13 protein-coding genes, 1 tRNA gene and 1 pseudogene are annotated in these 15,251 nt (G+C 70.4%); 7 read left to right on the top strand and 8 right to left on the bottom strand.

The genetic code is table 11. The annotated features are described in order from the left end of the window. Positions 1 to 5: 5 nt before the first annotated feature. The 5 genes from AB0J09_RS07065 (at position 6) to lat (ending at position 4,567) form a co-directional block, all read left to right on the top strand. Positions 6 to 1,538: a penicillin-binding transpeptidase domain-containing protein gene (locus tag AB0J09_RS07065; protein ID WP_360686434.1), complete on the top strand. Its 1,533-nt coding sequence runs from the start codon at positions 6 to 8 to the stop codon at positions 1,536 to 1,538. Between the two features lie 90 nt (positions 1,539 to 1,628). Beyond that, a complete protein-coding gene (locus AB0J09_RS07060; RefSeq protein WP_360686432.1) occupies positions 1,629 to 2,276 on the top strand; it encodes a hemolysin III family protein in 648 nt (215 codons plus the stop codon). After that, complete coding sequence (locus tag AB0J09_RS07055) at positions 2,273 to 2,638, top strand: PPOX class F420-dependent oxidoreductase (protein WP_360686429.1); 366 nt, start codon at positions 2,273 to 2,275, stop codon at positions 2,636 to 2,638. The genes AB0J09_RS07060 and AB0J09_RS07055 overlap by 4 nt, the downstream gene beginning before the upstream one ends. A gap of 46 nt (positions 2,639 to 2,684) precedes the next feature. Further along, positions 2,685 to 3,227 carry an HdeD family acid-resistance protein gene (locus AB0J09_RS07050; RefSeq protein ID WP_360686427.1) on the top strand — a complete coding sequence of 181 codons (543 nt, stop codon included), beginning with the start codon at positions 2,685 to 2,687 and terminating at the stop codon, positions 3,225 to 3,227. A gap of 65 nt (positions 3,228 to 3,292) precedes the next feature. Next, positions 3,293 to 4,567: an L-lysine 6-transaminase gene (gene lat / locus AB0J09_RS07045; protein WP_360686424.1), complete on the top strand. Its 1,275-nt coding sequence runs from the start codon at positions 3,293 to 3,295 to the stop codon at positions 4,565 to 4,567. Here lat and AB0J09_RS07040 read toward each other — a convergent pair. Continuing rightward, the gene (locus AB0J09_RS07040) at positions 4,557 to 5,777 is read right to left on the bottom strand and encodes an NAD(P)/FAD-dependent oxidoreductase (RefSeq protein WP_360686421.1); all 1,221 of its coding nucleotides are present in this window, start codon (positions 5,775 to 5,777) and stop codon (positions 4,557 to 4,559) included. The genes lat and AB0J09_RS07040 overlap by 11 nt on opposite strands. Positions 5,778 to 5,877: 100 nt before the next feature. Here AB0J09_RS07040 and AB0J09_RS07035 point away from each other — a divergent pair, with 100 nt between their 5' ends. Continuing rightward, on the top strand, positions 5,878 to 6,513 hold the full coding sequence (locus tag AB0J09_RS07035) for a TetR family transcriptional regulator (protein WP_360686418.1): 636 nt from the start codon (positions 5,878 to 5,880) through the stop codon (positions 6,511 to 6,513). Beyond that, positions 6,503 to 8,053, top strand: a complete 1,551-nt coding sequence (locus tag AB0J09_RS07030; RefSeq protein WP_360686415.1) for an FAD-dependent oxidoreductase — start codon at positions 6,503 to 6,505, stop codon at positions 8,051 to 8,053. Before AB0J09_RS07035 ends, AB0J09_RS07030 begins: the two co-directional genes overlap by 11 nt. A gap of 374 nt (positions 8,054 to 8,427) precedes the next feature. Here AB0J09_RS07030 and AB0J09_RS07025 read toward each other — a convergent pair whose 3' ends face one another. From AB0J09_RS07025 to AB0J09_RS06995, 7 genes and pseudogenes are all read right to left on the bottom strand, one after another. After that, entirely contained in the window at positions 8,428 to 8,652 is a 225-nt protein-coding gene (locus tag AB0J09_RS07025) for a helix-turn-helix transcriptional regulator (RefSeq protein WP_360686412.1), read from the bottom strand. A 156-nt stretch (positions 8,653 to 8,808) separates the two neighbouring features. Beyond that, a tRNA-His gene (locus AB0J09_RS07020) sits at positions 8,809 to 8,884 on the bottom strand. 68 nt (positions 8,885 to 8,952) lie between these two features. Continuing rightward, positions 8,953 to 9,546 (bottom strand): oligoribonuclease, encoded by a 594-nt coding sequence (gene orn, locus AB0J09_RS07015; protein ID WP_360686409.1) that lies wholly within the window; start codon positions 9,544 to 9,546, stop codon positions 8,953 to 8,955. A 68-nt stretch (positions 9,547 to 9,614) separates the two neighbouring features. Beyond that, positions 9,615 to 10,727 carry a DUF2510 domain-containing protein gene (locus AB0J09_RS07010; protein ID WP_360686406.1) on the bottom strand — a complete coding sequence of 371 codons (1,113 nt, stop codon included), beginning with the start codon at positions 10,725 to 10,727 and terminating at the stop codon, positions 9,615 to 9,617. A 49-nt stretch (positions 10,728 to 10,776) separates the two neighbouring features. Beyond that, complete coding sequence (locus tag AB0J09_RS07005) at positions 10,777 to 12,114, bottom strand: hypothetical protein (protein WP_360686403.1); 1,338 nt, start codon at positions 12,112 to 12,114, stop codon at positions 10,777 to 10,779. Between the two features lie 20 nt (positions 12,115 to 12,134). After that, positions 12,135 to 13,826: a serine/threonine-protein kinase gene (locus AB0J09_RS07000; RefSeq protein WP_360686400.1), complete on the bottom strand. Its 1,692-nt coding sequence runs from the start codon at positions 13,824 to 13,826 to the stop codon at positions 12,135 to 12,137. Between the two features lie 106 nt (positions 13,827 to 13,932). Continuing rightward, positions 13,933 to 15,251, bottom strand: a pseudogene (locus tag AB0J09_RS06995) (hypothetical protein); the annotation flags it as partial.

Genomic DNA, 15,251 nt, shown 5'->3' with positions numbered 1-15,251 from the left:
ACCGTATGCGACGACGAAGGCTGATTGTGCTCGTTATCGCTCTTGTCGCGGTAGTTGGGGCGGGTGCATTCGCTGTAATGGCGTCGAACCGGATCAAGGGGAGCGCTTCCCAGACCGCTGCGGCGTACTTCGACGCATGGCGCAAAGGTGACGTGTCGCGCATGGCGAGCCTGGTGTACCAGCCGCCCCCGGACTTCGCCGTCCGGCATTACCGGTTGACGGAGGACCTCCACGTCGAGTCCATCCGGCTGACTCCCGGGCGGTTGAAGAGCACGGGGGAGGGGGTCGCCGAGGTGCCGTTCGCGGGGGTGCGGCAGCTCGCCGAGTTCGGGGCGTGGCCGTTCGACAGCACGTTACGGCTCGGCGTACGGGATCGGGCCTGGAAGGTGTTATGGGCCCCGGAGACGCTGCACCCCCTGCTCAAGGACGGCGGCACGCTGGAGCTGGACGAGGTCGACGCCTCGGCGGCCGAGCTGGTCACCAGCGAGGGCGTCAGGATCCCGAACGACAGCTACGCGGACTCGTACCTCAATCAGCTCAAACCCGAGTTCGCGGAGGCTGGGCACGGCTGGGAGCTGGTCTCGAAGGTCCCGGGGCAGCCCGTCAAGCAGCTGATGACCCGCCGGCCCGAGGCGAACGTCGAGCGCACCACCCTGTCACGCAACGTGCAGGCGGCCGCCGCCAGGGCGCTGGACGGGGTCGAGGACTCCACGATCATCGCCATCCGGCCGAGCACCGGCGAGATCCTCGCGCTGGCCGACCGCCTCAAGGAGAGCTACAGCGCCGTACGCGACGTCTTCCCGCCCGGGTCCGTCTTCAAGACGATCACGGCGGCGGCGCTGCTCGAGAACGGGCTCGACCCGGCGGCGCAGGTCCAGTGCCCGGGCACGTACACGATCCCCTTCAACCGGCCCTTCGACAACGCCGGCAAGGTGGACCGCGGTCTCGTCAGCTTCACCGACGCGTACGCCTACTCCTGCAACACGACGTTCGTCGAGCAGGCCACCACCAGGCTCACCGCGGACCAGCTGCGCGAGACGGCGGACGAGTGGGGGTTCGGGCGGCCGATCGCGACCGGCATCGGCGGGACCTGCGGCACCATGCCGGACACCGACGACCCGAACATGTTCGGCGCGGACGCCATCGGCCAGGGCCAGGTCGTCGCGACGCCGCTGTGCATGGCCGCGCTCGCCGCCGCCGTGCAGAGCGGCACCTGGCGCTCGCCCAGGCTGCTGTCGGAGGCACAGGTACGCCGCATCGACGGCACCCCGCACAAGGACGTGCCGATGAACGAGCAGGTCGTGGCGGCGCTCAGGGACATGATGGCCGCCGTGGTCGATCACGGCACGGCCGGCGACATGGGGCTGCCGGAGGGCGTGGCGGGTAAGACGGGGACGGCCGAGGTGGACGGCGAGGAGTCGCATGCGTGGTTCATCGGCTACCGGGACGACCTGGCCTTCTGCGTCTTCGTACGGCACGGCGGCTCGGGCCGTACGGCCGCCGTTCCCATCGCCGCCCGTTTCCTCAACGGCCTCTAGCCGCAGGTATCGGTTTTCGAACCTATGGCTGGCCGCGTCCAGCGGACTGCCACAGGGAGCGAATTCGCAACCTACGGTACCGTAGGTTGCATGACGACCATCACCGTTAAGCCCAGGCTGCGAGGCTGGTTGCACACTGGAGCGATGCCCGTGGCGCTGGTCGCGGGGTTCGTGCTCGTGGCGCTCGGCCCGACCCTGCAGGCGCGCCTGGCCGCCGCCGTTTACGCCATCACGTCCGGTTTGTTGTTCGGGATCTCGGCCACCTACCACCGGGGCACGCTGGGCCCGCGGCTGGCGGAGTTCCTGCGCCGGTGCGATCACGCCAACATCTATCTGATCATCGCCGGGACCTACACGCCGTTCGCCCTGCTGGCGCTTGACGGGGTGGCGAGGGTCGCGGTGCTCTCCGTCATCTGGGGCGGGGCCCTGGCCGGGGTGCTGTTCCGGGTGCTCTGGATGGGCGCGCCGCGCTGGCTCTACACCGTCCTCTACCTGGCGCTGGGCTGGACCGCGATCTTCGTGATGCCGCAGCTGCTGCAGGGCGCGGGCGTGGCCGCCGTCGTCCTGGTGGCCGTCGGCGGCGTCTTCTATTCGGCGGGAGCCGTCGTGTACGGCCTGCGCCGCCCGGACCCGTCGCCCCAGTGGTTCGGCTTCCACGAGGTCTTCCACGCCCTCACCATCGCCGCGTACCTGGTGCAGTACATCGCGGTGTCGATTGTGGTTTATTCACACGTGTGAATCTTGGGACAGAACAGTACGTCTCGGTGACGACGTACCGCAGGGACGGCACCCCGGTCGCCACCCCGGTGTGGGCGGCGCAGGACGGCGACGCGGTGGTCATCTGGACCGTCGCCGACTCGGGGAAGGTCAAGCGCATCAGGAACAACCCCGAGGTCAGCGTGGCGGGCTGCGACTTCAGGGGCAACCTCAAGACCGAGCCGGTCAACGGGCGGGCCGTGGTGCTGGACGCGGCGGAGACCGAGCGGGTGCGCGGGCTGCTGCGGCGCAAGTACGGGCTCATGGGGCGCATCACGCTGCTCGGCAGCAAGCTCCGCAGGGGGAGCACCGGCACCGTGGGGGTGCGGATCACCGACATTTGACCCCGTGCTGGTCTGTTTTCGGGCACAGCTCGGAAAGCAGATCAGCATGGGAGATATCACTCAATCGTGGTGGCTGCTGCTGCTACGCGGCCTCGCGTCGATCCTCTTCGGTTTGCTGGCGCTCATCTGGCCGGCGATCACGCTCCTCGTGCTGGTGATCTTCTTTGGCGCGTACGCGCTGGTGAGCGGGCTCTTCGAGCTGTTCGCCGGGTTCCGGCACGGGGCAAAGTCGAGAGCCTGGCTCATCATTTCCGGAATTGTCGGGATATTGGTCGGGATAGCGACATTTTTCTGGCCGGGCATCACCTCGCTCGCCCTGCTCTTCGTCGTGGCCTTCTGGGCCATCGTCACCGGCGTCCTGGAGATCGTGGCCGGGATCCGGCTGCGCAAGACCATCGACAACGAGTGGATGCTCATCGTCGGAGGCATCCTGTCGGTGATCTTCGGCGTCCTGCTGCTCATCTGGCCGGTCACGGGCCTGCTCAGCCTCGTCTGGCTGGTCGGCATCTACGCGATCCTGCACGGCATCGCCGAGATCGCTCTGGCGTTCCGCGTGAAGAACTTCACTCCGGGGGTAGGTATGCCGTAAATTTTATGTAGTTAGCCGTATTCAACAAGAGGAACGCACGCCTGTCCGACGCACGTGGAGTCGCCATGGACGTACACGCCCGCCTTGCCCGCCACCTGCTCGTCGACGGATACCGCCTCGTGCTCGACCTCGAGCTCAGCCGCGGCTCCTGGCTTGTCGACGCCCGAAACGGCCGCCGCTACCTGGACTTCTACACGTTCTTCGCCTCCGCGCCGCTCGGCGTGAACCCACCCTTCGACCCCGACTTCGCCCAGCTGCTCGGCCAAGTCGCCCGCAACAAGCCGGCGAACCCCGACATCTACACCGAGCACCTGGCGGACTTCGTCGACACCTTCGCCCGGGTGCTGGGCGATCCGGAGCTGCCCCACCTGTTCTTCGTCGAGGGTGGCGCCCTGGCCGTCGAGAACGCGCTCAAGACCGCCTTCGACTGGAAGAGCCGCCGCAACGAGGCCGCCGGCCGTTCACGCGACCTGGGCACCAAGGTCCTGCACCTGACGAAGGCCTTCCACGGCCGCAGCGGCTACACCCTGAGCCTGACCAACACCGAGCCGGGCAAGACCGACCGGTTCCCGAAGTTCGACTGGCCGCGGATCGACGTGCCCGCCATCCACTTCGGCGACGTCGAGGCAGCCGAGGAACGTGCGCTGGCGCAGGCGCGTGAGGCGTTCGAGCGGAATCCGTACGACATCGCCTGCTTCATTGCCGAGCCCATCCAGGGCGAGGGCGGCGACAATCACATGCGGCCCGAGTTCCTGCAGGCCATGCAGCGCATGTGCCACGAGTACGATGCCCTGTTCATCCTCGACGAGGTCCAGACGGGCGGCGGCATGACCGGCACGCCGTGGGCGTACCAGCAGCTGGGCCTCGCTCCGGATGTGGTGGCGTTCGCGAAGAAGGTCCAGGTGGGCGGGATCATGGCGGGCCGCAGGGTCGACCTGGTGCCGGACAACGTGTTCCAGCAGAGCGGGCGCATCAACTCCACATGGGGCGGCGGGCTGGTGGACATGGTGCGCAGCCGGGGCATCCTGGAGATCATCGAGCGTGACGGCCTGATCGCCCGCGCCGGCACCCTCGGCTCCACGCTGCTCGACGATCTCACCAAGCTGGAGGCCGAGAGCCCCGAGCTGGTGTCCAACGTCCGTGGCAGGGGCCTGATGTGCGCGTTCGACCTGCCGGACCAGGCCGCGCGTGACGCGCTGGTGACCCGGCTCAGGGAGGATCACGGGGTGCTGGCGCTGCCCTGCGGGCCCCGCTCCATACGCCTGCGTCCTGCGCTGAACATCCCGGAGGCCGATGTCGACCACGGCCTGCAGGCACTGTCGGAAGCTCTTACTGCGTGACGCTGGTGGCCGTGCGGCGGGGGCCGAAGTAGCGCCAGAAGAAGTTGAGCAGCACGGTCATCCGGTTGCGCCCGCCCAGCAGGTATGCCACGTGCACGAAGATCCACACCAGCCATGCGGGCAACCCGCGCATGGTGAGCCCGTTGGACAGCTGCAACACGGCCTCCGCCTTGCCGACGGTGGCCATGATGCCCGGATCGCGATAGGAGAACGCCTTCAGGGGCCGCCCCTGCGCGGCCGCGAGGATCTGCGTGGCCACGTGCTCGCCCATCTGGATCGCCGGCTGGGCGAGCTGGGGGAGCGGGTTGGGCGGCCCCGCCAGGTCTCCGGCCACGAAGATCTCGGGATGTTCGGGTACGTTCAGCGCCTCCGTGACACTGATCCTGCCGCCCTTGCCCTGTGGCAGGCCCCAGTCGCCCACCTGCTTGGGCGCGGTGACGCCGAGCGCCCACACGGTCACGTCGCTCGGCAGCCGCGTGCCGTCGGTCAGCACCACCGCGTCCGGCTCGACGGACGCCACCGTGGAGCCCAGCCGCAGCCGCACCCCCCTCCGGCGCAGCGCCCGCGCCGCCGAGTCCCGCAGCCTCCGCTTGTACGGCGCCAGCACGAAGTCGAACCGCTCCACCAGCGTCACACTGGTCTGGCCCGGCTTGATCTCAGGATGCGTCAGCGGCAGCGTGCGCCGCCGCAGTTCGGCCAGCGTGCCGGCCATCTCGACCCCGGTCGCGCCCGCGCCGACCACCACGACGTGCACACTCTTGCGCCGGCCCGCCGCGGTGTCCTCCAGTTGGTGCTGGAACCGGCGGCGCAACGTCGCGGCGTCGCTGAGCGAGTAGATCGGCTGCGAGTTCTCCCGCGCGCCGTCGATGCCGAGCCAGTTGGTGGTGACGCCGGTGCCCAGCACGAGGTAGTCGTACTCGAGCTCGCTCCCGTCGTCGAGTTCCACGCGCCGCTCGGCCGGGCGGATCTTGCTCAGCGCGGCCTGGCGCGCCCGCACGTTGGGCCACTTGGCGGCGAACGTGCGGATGGGATACGACACGTCCGAGCTGCCCATCCCTGCGGTGGCCACCTGGTAGAGGAGCGGCTGGAAGGTCGAGTACGGGTTGCGGTCGATGAGCGTCACCAGCGCCCCCGCCTTGGCCAGCTCCTTGGTGGCGGCCAGTCCGGCGAACCCCGCCCCCACCACCACGACTCGCGGTCTCTGCTCCATGCCAAGGTCCATGGCCCTGCCGGCGGCTCTCAAACCATCAAGGGACCTCTTGCCGAAAAGGTATTTTTGCCTTTTCGGCAAGATCTGTTACGGTAACGCCATGCCGACCAGCAACGGTTTGCGCGAACGCAAGAAGCGGGAGACCCGAGTGGCGTTGAGCCTCGCCACGATCCGCCTGTGCGTCGAGCGCGGCTGGGACAACGTCACCATCGAGGACATCGCCGCCGCGGCCAATGTGTCCGTGCGCACCTTCCGTAACTACTTCTCGAACAAGGCGGAGGCGATCGCCGCCGCCCACGTCGAGCGCACGCTGCGGATCGCGGACGAGATACGCGCCAGTCCGCCCGGCGAACCCCTGTGGGAGTCGATCGTGGAGGCGGTCCAGGCCAGCTTCGCGCCGGACGACAGCACGGGCGTCGAGTTCGGACGCTGGCGGGACGGGGTCTCACTCATGCTGGCCGAGCCGGCGCTGCAGGGCGAGGTGCTCAAGGCGAACGCGGCCGCGCAGGACGAGCTGGCCAGGGCGATCGCCGAGCGCACGGGCACCGATCTCGTGCACGACGTCTACCCGAAACTGGTCGCCGCGGTGATCGGCGCCGGCAGCGCCGTGGCCATCGAGCACTGCCTGCGCGCCGAGCGGCCCGCCCCGCTCGACCAGGTGCTGCGCGAGGTGTTCGACCGGCTCGCCGCGGGCCTGACCATCCCCTCGGACCTAGGAAAACACCGTGATCACTGATGTCGTCATCGTCGGCGGCGGCCCGAACGGGCTGATGCTGGCCTGCGAGCTCACTCTGGCCGGGGTCCGCCCGATCGTGCTGGAACGCCTGGCCGCGCCCAGTGCGGAGCCCAAGGCTAACGGCCTGCTCGGCCAGGTCGTGAGGATGGTCGACCGGCGAGGCCTCTACGAGCGCCTCAGCGGCAGCCCGGATCCGCCGCAGCCGAACTCCGCGTATTTCATGTTCGCCGCGATGGGCCTGGACCTGAGCCTGCTGGCGGACAGCCCGATCTACGGCCTGGCGGTGCCGCAGCTCCGCATCGTGCAGGTGCTGGAGGAGCGCGCCCGCGAGCTCGGCGTGGAGATCCGGCGCGAACACGAGGTCACCGGCCTGGCGCAGGACGACGACTCGGTCACGGTGGACGTCTCGGGTCCGGACGGGACGTACCGGCTGAGCGCCCGCTATCTGGTCGGCGCGGACGGAGCGCACAGCGTCACGCGCAAGCTGACCGCCATCGGGTTCCCGGGCATCACCTACGACAGGACGACCGTCCGTTCGGCGCACGCGACCGTTCCCGCGGAGTGGATGGACCCGGTCACGGGTGCGCTGAACGTGCCCGGCTACGGCCCGGTCCCGCCGTTCCTGCCGCACCGCACCGAGCGCGGCGGGTTCTCGTACGCGCCCTTCCCCGGCCACCCGCCACTGATCAGCACCACCGAGTGGGATCAGCCCGAGCCCGGCGCTCCGATGAGCCTGGACGAGCTCCGGGAGAGCGCCGGCCGGGTGCTCGGCGCCGACGTGCCGCTCGGCCCGCCCGCCGGCGAGGGGCCGCACGTGCTGCGCCGGCTGACCCACGGCAACACACGGATGGCCGAACGGTTCTCCGACCGGCGCGTGTTCCTGGTCGGGGACGCCGCCCACGTGTACGCCGCCGCCGGCGGCGGCCCCGGGCTCAACCTCGGGCTGCAGGACGCGATCAACCTCGGCTGGAAGCTCGCCGCCGAGATCGGGGGCAGCGCGCCGGCCGGGCTGCTGGACAGCTACGAGACCGAGCGCCGGCAGGCGGCCCGCCGCATGATCACGAACGCCCAGGCACAGTCCGCGCTGATCGGACCGGGCAACGACATCACCGCCCTGCGCGAGCTGTTCACCGAGCTGCTCGGCTATCGGGACAACATCCAGCACCTCGCCGAACTCATCGCGGGCGCCGACGTCCGCTATGACATGGGGGAGCCCGGCGCGCACCCGCTGGTCGGCCGGTTCGCGCCCGACATGTCGCTGAGCACCCCGGACGGGCCCGTCCGGCTCGCGGAGCTGACCCGGAGCGCGCGGCCCCTGCTCCTGGACCTGACCGAGTCCGCGTGCCTGACGGGAACGTTGTCCGGACGGCACGAGGCGGCGGTCGACCTCGTGACGGCGCGCCCCGAACCGCCTGCCCCCGAGGCCACCGCCCTCCTCCTCCGTCCGGACTCCTACGTGGCCTGGGCGTCGTCCTCGTCCCGCCCGGGCCCCGACGAGCTGAAGGCCCTCCAGGCTGCCCTGGAACGCTGGTTCGGCTGACCCCGCCCGCCCTTTCCGCGTGGTGGCGCGGCTGGCCGACTACGCAACGCTGGTTCGGCTGGCCCCCGCCCCCTCCGCCGGCGGCCTTTGCGTGGCGCAGCTGGACGGCTGCGCACCGCCCCTCGACCGCGCAGCGTCCTCCCGTCGCAGTGCACTTGGGCAGTGGCACTTGCCGTCCCTCTGCGGCGGCGCATTGGGGCGTCGGCGTAGTGGGTGGTTGAGCGGCGTGATGGGTGCCGGGCCCCGCCTGAGGGCGTGCCGCGCGAAGGCAGGCTGGATGGGAGGGTCCCGGTGGTTGGGGCCGTGGGATTGCAGGCCGACGGAGCGGGCCGCGCCTCGTCGGCGGGCCGCTCGGTCGGCTGGTGCGGTCGGGTTTACTCCTGGCGGGACAGCCACAGCCCGATGGCCGTGACCCGGGAGTCCACCCCTAGCTTGGCGTAGATGCGATTGACGTGGTTCTTGACCGTTTTCTCGCTGAGGAACAGCCGTTGCGCGATCTGGCCGTTGGATTGGCCGGTCGCGATCAGGTCCATGACCTCGGCTTCGCGCTTGCTCAGGGACGTGAATACGCTATCGAGCGCTGCGTCGTCGACTCTCATCCGGCCTCCGGGGGCGCGCAGACGGTCAGATCGCCGATGGCCCCCGTGCTTCCGGCGTTAGCGGTAGACAGCGAGCATAACTCGCATTGTCGTGATTTGGGGCCGTTGTCGGGAGAAAACGGCAACGGCCGGTCCCGAAGGACCGGCCGTGCGCACTGGGGTGAGCGAAGGGACTTGAACCCTCGGCATCCAGGACCACAACCTGGCGCTCTGCCAACTGAGCTACGCCCACCATGAGCCGCCCTCGTATGGCGGCACAGGAAAAGTGTAGCGAAGTTCAGGAGTCTTTACGCCACTCCTTTAATCGCTGACACGCTCTGCCAGCGATCTCGCGGTCGCCGAGTCGGGCCCAGGCTGCGTCACGAAGATCGCCGCGCGGTAGTAGCGCAGCTCCCTGATGCTCTCCGTGATGTCGGCCAGAGCCCGGTGCCCGCCCTGCTTCTCAGGCGCGGCGAAGTAGACCCGTGGGTACCAGCGGCGGACCAGCTCCTTGATCGACGAGACGTCGATCATCCGGTAGTGCAGATAGGCGTCGACCCCGGGCATGTCGCGTGAGATGAACGTGCGGTCGGTGCCGATCGAGTTGCCGCACAGCGGCGCCTTCTTCGCCTCGGGGACGTGGCGGCGGATGTAGTCGAGCACGAGCGACTCGGCCTCCGACAGCGTCACCCCGCCGGCCAGCTCGGGCAGCAGCCCCGAGGCGGTGTGCATCTCGCGCACGACCTCCGACATCTGCTCTACCGACTCCGGCGGCGGCTTGATGACCACGTCGACGCCCTCGTCCAGCTGATTGAGCTCGCTGTCGGTGATGACACACGCCACCTCGACGAGCGCGTCGCGGCTCAGGTCGAGCCCGGTCATCTCGCAGTCGATCCAGACCAGCAAGTCACTCATTCGATCTCCTCGCCCAGCGGCTCGGAGCAATCCGCCCGCTTGTTACCCCACCAGCCTAGTGCCACACGTTAGGCGGGCTTGAGCGAGCCGAGAACCTTACCGAGCACGTCGGTGCCCAGATTGTCGGGTACGGACGCGTACACGATGGCAGGTCGCTCACCCTCACCGCGATCCATGAGCACGATCGCGCCGTTCTCCTTCTTCCACTTGTAGCCCTTCTCCTGCGACACCTTCGAGAAGTCGAGCTCGAACTGCAGCACCCAGGCGTCCTTGCCGCCGATCTTCATCGCCTTGTCCTGCACGACCTTGGTCTCGTGGGGGAGCTGGTAGAACCTGGTGGAGAAGTCGACGAAGATCGCCTTGGCCGTATCGCCCAGCCCCGAGGCGCCGGAATAGGGATAGAGCTCGTTGAGCAGCCCCGTGTAGACGTTGCCCACCCAGTCGCCCTGGCCGTCGTACTTCGCCTGCGCGGTGGCCTGCACCGCGCTCGACCACGTCTGCTGGGTCGGGTCCGTGCCGTTGATCTCGTTGGACGGGGGCACCTTCCAGCTGTCGGGCACCTGGAAGGAGAGGCCGGCCTGCTCGTCGGTGATGCGGCCGTCGACCGGCTCCGGCAGCTCGACGGTGCCCTGGGTGGGCGGCTGGCTGGGCGGCGGCTCGTTGCTGGGCGGCGGCTGCTGCTCGAAGGTGTCCGCCGGACTCGGCGGCGAGGCGGTCTCCGAGCTGTTCCTGTTGACGAAGAAGATGCCGGCCACCACGATCAGCGCGACCACCACCAGCGCGGCCAGCCCTCCAAACACCCACGGCATCGGGTTGCCCTGCTTGCGCGGCGGGCCGTAGCCGGGGCCCGGCAGGGGAGCGCCAGGCCACTGGGCGGTCGGCGTGGGCTGGCCGTAGGCCGACTGGCCGAACGTCGGCTGTCCGTACTGGAGCGTGGGGTTCGCGGGCGTCGCCGACCAGCCGGGGCTCGACTGCGGCTGTGGCCCGGAGCCCAGCTGGGGCTGGTGCTGGGGCTGCGGTCCGGAGCCCGGCTGGGGCTGGGGCCCGGAGCCCGGCTGAGGCCCGCCCTGCCCCGGCTGCTGCGCGTGTACGGCATCTGTCCACTGGTTGCCGTCCCACCAGCGGAGCTGGGGCTCTCCGTAGGGGTCTGGGTACCAGCCCGCGGGGGTCTGCGTGGTCATGCTGGCCAGATTAGTAAGAACCGCTTTGATATGCATTGCTGGGAGGGCATCAACACTTGTACGTGAAGCTCGCCTTGTCGGCGCGCACCGGGCCAGGCGTCAGGATCCGCAGCGTCGCGGTGGCTTTCACGTTGCTCTTCCCCTGCAGCGTCCACCGGAAAGGCACCTGGTACGTCGTCTGGTCCGACTTCGTGCGCAGAGTTCCCTTGACAACCTCTTTGTCCAGATTCTTGCGCCATTCGTAGGTGATCTCGCCAGGCGCCCCGTTGGTGACGACCGTGCCAGTGATCAGAACGGCCTTGCCACAGCCCTGGGTCTTCTTCGGCGCTGTCACGTCGATCGACATGACCGCCAGCGCCGGAGAGTCGCCCGTGTAGAGCCAGGCCAGGATCGCCCCCGCCATGATGACGGCGAAGACGGCCGCGGAGATGATCGTGCGCCGCCGCCGCGCCCGCGAGGCCTTCTTCAGCCTGCTGCCGGGGTGGTGCTCGGTGGCGACCTGGTCGCGCCCGGCCCGCCAGATCCGCTCGGCCGTCGTCTCGGGCCGCTGCACCTGTGTGCCGATCCCGGGCCCGAACTGCACGGGCCCCGAGGACCGGCCGGGAACGTGCAGCAGCGTGACGATGTCGCCCTCGTCCCTGGGCGGCAGGGTGGGCGGCGGCGCGTACACCCGCGCCTGCGCGAACGCCGACCTCCCCCGGGCGGCCTGCGCCAGCCCTTCCTGGCCTGCCGCCTCGCCGACCAGCATGTCGCGGGCGGCGGCCAGGCCCAGCGTGGCGGCCGTGGCCGCGGCACGTTCCAGCACCTCGGCGGGACGCGGCCGGCCCTGCCCGAGCGAGGCGGCCAGGCCGCGCGCCAGCGAGGCCCACCCGGCCGCGTCCCGCTCGCGCGGGGAGGCCTGGCCGCGGATGGCGTCGGACAGGCCGCGCTCGGACAGCAGCGCGGCGCCATCCGCCGTGATCACCACGGTGCCCGGGTGAACGGAGCCGTGGGTGACCCCGGCCGCGTGCAGCGCGAGCAGGGTCTGGGCGGTCTCCACCAGCACGGACACCGCGCCGGGCGGGTCGATCGGCCCGGTGGCGAGCAGGTCGGACAGGGTGGGGCTGACCGCCTGCGCGGTGAGCAGCCACACCTGGTCGCCCGCCGCCACCACGTCGGCCACCGGGATCAGCCCGGTCAGCCCGCCCAGCACGAGCCGCTGGTCGGTCATGACCGCGTGCACCACGCGATCGCGCACGCCGGGCAGGCCGATGATCTTGGGATCGAACAGCAGCGCCCCCGCCCTGCGTCCGTCGGGTGAGATGGCGTCGATCCAGTTGCCGAGCTCGGTCATCCAGGTGTGCTCGGTGAGCCGGAATCCGGCGATACCGTGTGCAGGGTTAGTCATCGCCGTCCCCCAGGCGCGTCCTAGCGCTTCCTTCGGTGCCGTCCCGCCATACGGCGTTTCACCGCAAGTGTGACCGGAACCGCGCCGGACGTCATCAGGCCGAAGGCGACGAGCGCGGCCGAGGCCTTGCTCGCGCGGTCGAGCCGCGGCTCCTCAGGCATCGGCTCACCCCCGTCCGTCGGCTCCTCGCCCCGCGTCGGCTCGCCCTTGGTCGGCACCTCTCCTCCGGCGTTCCCACCGTCCCCGGAGGGCTCGCTGGGCGCTTGCGAGGACCGGGTCGGCCGGGGCGCCGGCGTCGTGAAGATCGGCGTCGGAGTGGGCGCGGAAGCGGACGAGGACGGCGGCTGACGGTCCTCGGGCTCGTCGGCCTTGACGGTGATCTCGGGCTCCTCCGACGTGGGCGTCGGGGTCGGCTTCTTGGTCTTGGCAGGTGGAGTCCTGACCGGGGTGGGCGTGGGCCTGGGAGTGGGAGTCCGCGTGGGCCGCCTGCTCGCGGTCGGCTGGACGGGCGGCGGGGGCGCGTCGCTCTGCGTGGGCATCGGCTCGGGCGTGCTCTCCTCCGGAGTGGTCTCCTCGGGGGTGGGCGTGGGCTCCTCTTCCGTCTCCGCCGGCTCGAGCGTGGCCGGGGTGGCCGTGGTCGGCGTGACCGTGCTGGTCTGCGCCCGCAGCACCGGCTCGTCCGCCGAGACGTTGGCGATGACCACGACCGCGGCGACCAGCACGCCGACGGCGCCCGCGCCGATGGCGATCTTCGCGGGGAGCTTGCTGAGGATGCGGGACGGGTCGCGGAACCGGGTCTCGGCCAGCGAGGTCTGCACCTGGTCGGGTTCGGCGAGCTCGGTCGGGAAGAGCAGGACCAGCAGCCCGGCGAGCGCGGCCAGGCGGCGGCGTCCGCGCTCCTCCCAGTCCGATCCGTACCCCTCGACCGCGACCGCCTCGAGCTCGGTCAGGAACGCCTCAGCGGACTCCGGCCGCTCGGCCGGGTCCTTCGCCAGGCCGCGCTCGATCAGGCTCTGGAGCGGCGCGGGCACCTCGTCCACCGGTGGCGGCGAGGCCTGGTGCTGGTGGGCCAGGGCAGCGATGTTGGACGCCCGGAAGGGCCGGGTGCCGGTCAGGCACTCGAAGAACACGACGGTGGCCGCGTACACGTCGGTCGCGGGCCCCGCGCGGCCGCCCGACCACTGCTCGGGCGCCATATACGGCGGCGTGCCCGCCGCGCCGGCGCCCTCGCCCGCCCTGACCGCGATGCCGAAGTCCACGAGCTTGCTGATGCCGTCGCCCTGGACCATCACGTTCTCTGGCTTGAAGTCGCGGTGCACGACGCCGATCGCGTGCGCCGAGGCCAGACCCTGGAGCGAGCCCTTGAGCACGGTCAGCGCCGCTTCGGGCCCCGTGGGGCCCTCGGACCTGAGGATCTCGCGCAGCGACACCCCGTTGATCAGCTCCATGACGATCGCCGCGCCCTGGCCGCTCTCGACGTAGTCGATCAGCCGGGCGTGGTACCTGCTCTGGAGCGTGGCGAGCAGCCTGGCCTCGTGCCGGAAGCGGGCGACGAACCCCACATCGGACCTCAGCTCGTCACTGAGGTACTTGATGGCCACCTCGACGCCGTCGTGGTGGCGCCTGGCCAGGACCACGCGACCGGCCGCCCCCGAACCGAGTTGTCGTACCTCGGTATAGCCGGGGACCCCCCACTGCCCATCACCGTGCATAACGGTTCTCCTCTGGAGTATGCGGGCCCCCACCCTCATCAATCGGGCGTAGCTTAACCAGAGGGAACCGCTTTCCCGCTACCGGTATCCCCATTAGTCAGGAATGTCACTTGATGGTGTTATCTGAGCCGGGGCTAGGGGTCCTGCTCGGCTCTTCCTCCTTGGGACATTCCTCCGTGGCGCCGCCTGCGCTGTCGCTCCCGTTGCCCGCCGCCGGGTCGGTGGAGGCCGTCACGGACCACTTGGTGCCGCACGGGAGCTTGATGGAGTGACTCAAGGTCCTGGTGTACGAGGTGTCGCCGGACAGCGTGACCGACTCCGAGCCGCCGCCCTCGCCGGCCGAGAACGACACGACGAGCCGTACCGGCTGGGTGTTCGACGTGGTCACCGAGACGGTCGCGACGAGCCCGCCCTCACCCGCAGCGGCCCTGACGATCGACACCCGCTCCACCTGTGGCGGGCAGGGCACCGTGGTCCGCGCGGTGGCGGTCCTGCCGCCCGCGTTCACCCGTACCGACAGCGTCGCGCCGCAGGGCCGGGACCTGAAGGTGTGGGTGAACGACCGCGAGTAGGAGGTCCGGCCGGACAGGCTCGCGGTACGGGTGCCGACCGGGTCGCCATTGACCGCGAACTCGGCCTGGACGGGGATCTCCCCGGTGCTGCTCGCGGCCACCCTGACCAGCGCCTCGGCCGTGCGGCCCGGCGCGGCGGGCAGGTTCAGTGAGACGCGCAGGCCGGTCACCCTCGTGGGGCAGGGCGGCACGGAGAGCGAGGCCGACCTGGCCCCGCCCGGGGCCGCCGGGGAGGTGGTGACGGTCAGCGTGACCGTGCTGCCACACGGGCGCTCGCCCATGTCCCAGGTGAGCGCGCGGGTGTAGGACCTGGCGCCGGACAGGCGCAGGCGCTGGACGCGGCCGTCCGCGCGGGGGGCGGTCCAGGCCGCGGTGGCGGTGACGGCGGCGGTGCCGCTGGTGCGCACGGTGACCGTGGCGGCGGCGACCCCGTCCTCGTCGACCGTGAGGCCGCCCACGCTCACTCCGAGCACCTCGGTCACCGGCGCGGGAGTGGGCGTCGGCGTGGGGGTCGGCGTGGGAGTCGGCGTGGGGGTGGGAGTCGGCTTGGGGGTGGGCTTCGGCGTGGCCTTCTTGGTGGGTTTGGGGCTCTTCACCGGCTTGGTGGCCGACGGGGTGCTGACCGCGCTCTTCTCCGGGCTCGTTTCCGGGCTCTTGACGGGTACGACGGCGTCACGCGTGCTCGCGGGCGTCTCCGGCGAGGGCGTCGCTTCCGGGGTCGTCTCGGGCGTGGACTCCGGCGTGGCCGGCGGATCGGTCGCCGGCTCCGTCGTGACCCGGTCATCGTTCCCAGCGGCGTCGGGAGGGGCGCGTTGGTGGGGTAGTAGGTCTGGTAGTTGGTGCCGGGGGCGAG

This window comes from Nonomuraea sp. NPDC049784 (assembly GCF_040659615.1).
Classification (GTDB): domain Bacteria; phylum Actinomycetota; class Actinomycetes; order Streptosporangiales; family Streptosporangiaceae; genus Nonomuraea.
Note: the sequence above shows the minus strand (reverse complement) of the source record. Positions and strands in the feature narration are given on the sequence as shown.